This window comes from Phormidium sp. CCY1219, assembly GCF_035615515.1.
Lineage (GTDB): Bacteria > Cyanobacteriota > Cyanobacteriia > Cyanobacteriales > Laspinemataceae > CCY1219.
In genome coordinates this window covers 1-1,576 of the sequence record NZ_JAJENT010000213.1, presented here as the reverse complement: position 1 = coordinate 1,576, position 1,576 = coordinate 1, and the positions used below count along the sequence as shown (strand labels likewise).

The following is a 1,576-nucleotide window of genomic DNA, read 5'->3' as shown; positions in this document are numbered from 1 at the left end:
AAATAACCATTGCGCTAATAGGCATGTTTTTTTCCATGCCTGGAATTGGAGTAGGGATAAATAACCATTGCGCTAATCGGCATGTTTTTTTTATCCCTGGGAGTTGGACTAGGGATAAATAACCATTGCGCTAATTGGTATGTTTTTTTTATCCCTGGGAGTTGGACTAGGGATAAATAACCATTGCGCTAATTGGTATGTTTTTTTTCCACCGATCGCGTGGTGGTGGTGAAATATAGCAGGTCTGTTGGTTGATGCGATCCGCAGCCGAATAGTCCCCACCGCGCTTGCACCTCCGAGGTAAAAAATTCGTTACCTCACCCATATGAGAACTGCTATAAAGGCAAAGGGAGGGCAAACAGGTGCAGGGAATGGCTGGTCAAATGCGCTCGATCGCGTTTAATCTAGACAGCAGAATGCGGAGTATGGATTGAGGGCATGGGGGAGTGAAAATCGCGCTGATTGTTTTTGCTGTGGTGGTTGGGTTGGCGATCGCCGTGGAGGTGGGGTTAAGGGCGATCGTCGGGTTTGGCAATCCGCCGATTTATCTTCCCGATGACAAAATCGGCTATCGACTCGCGCCGAATCAGGGAGTGCGGCGGTTTGGCAATCGCATGGAGATTAACGAATATTCCATGCGGAGTCCTGCCATTACCCCTGTGGTGCCCGAGAATACCTGGCGCGTGTTGCTGTTAGGAGATTCTGTGGCCAATGGCGGATGGTGGACTGACCAAGATGATACCATTTCCGCCTTGATGACTCAAGAGTTAAAAAGCGAGTTGGTGTCTGAGTCTGGGTCTGCGCTGGCGGATGTGGAAGTTTATAATGCTTCTGCCAATTCCTGGGGACCGCGAAATGAGTTGGCGTATTTGCAGCGATTTGGGATGTTTGGGGCGCAGGTGTTGGTGTTGACTATCAATACGGATGATTTGTTTGGCAGAATGCCCGCGTCGCTGGTGGTGGGGCGCGATCGCAACTATCCGGCGCGCAAACCCCCTTTCGCGATCGCCGAAGCATTCACTCGCTACATTTTACCCGCCCCCCCGCTGCCCTCTTTACCGGAGGAAAAAGGCGATTTAGTGGGCAAAAATATCGAAGCCATTCGCCAAATTCATCAACTGGCGCGGGAAAATAATAGTAAATTTCTCCTGGCAATGACGCCATTGCGGCGCGAACTCGGCGAACCCGGTCCGCGCGATTATGAAGTGAAATTGCGTCAGCGCTTGCAGGAGTTTACCCAGCAGCAGCAGATAGAATATATTGATTTTTTGCCCCAATTCAATGCGGTAGAACAGGGCGATCGCTTCTACCGAGACCACATTCACCTCAGTCCGAAGGGTAACGAATTTGTCGCTCGAGCGATCGGCAACGCATTAATCCCGTTTTTCAACAATAACAAGCCACATTGATTTCGGTAGGCGGTAGCTCTGTTGGGGTTCCTCAGCTTCTGCGCTGAACCAATTAAACCAATTCAAACCTGCTTGCTTATTTTGCATCACTGCTTAACGCCCCGGCTTGCGGTGGCTTGACATTCCAGAGATTGGTTCTAGGCTTCTCCCAACTGGTCGGCACATCC

The 1,576-nt window shown here is 50.4% G+C and carries 1 protein-coding gene; it reads left to right on the top strand.

Features of this window, described 5'->3' with window-relative positions; genetic code table 11:
* Positions 1–446 precede the first annotated feature (446 nt).
* Complete coding sequence (locus LKK83_RS01820) at positions 447–1,409, top strand: SGNH/GDSL hydrolase family protein (protein ID WP_324629058.1); 963 nt, start codon at positions 447–449, stop codon at positions 1,407–1,409.
* Positions 1,410–1,576 lie beyond the last annotated feature (167 nt).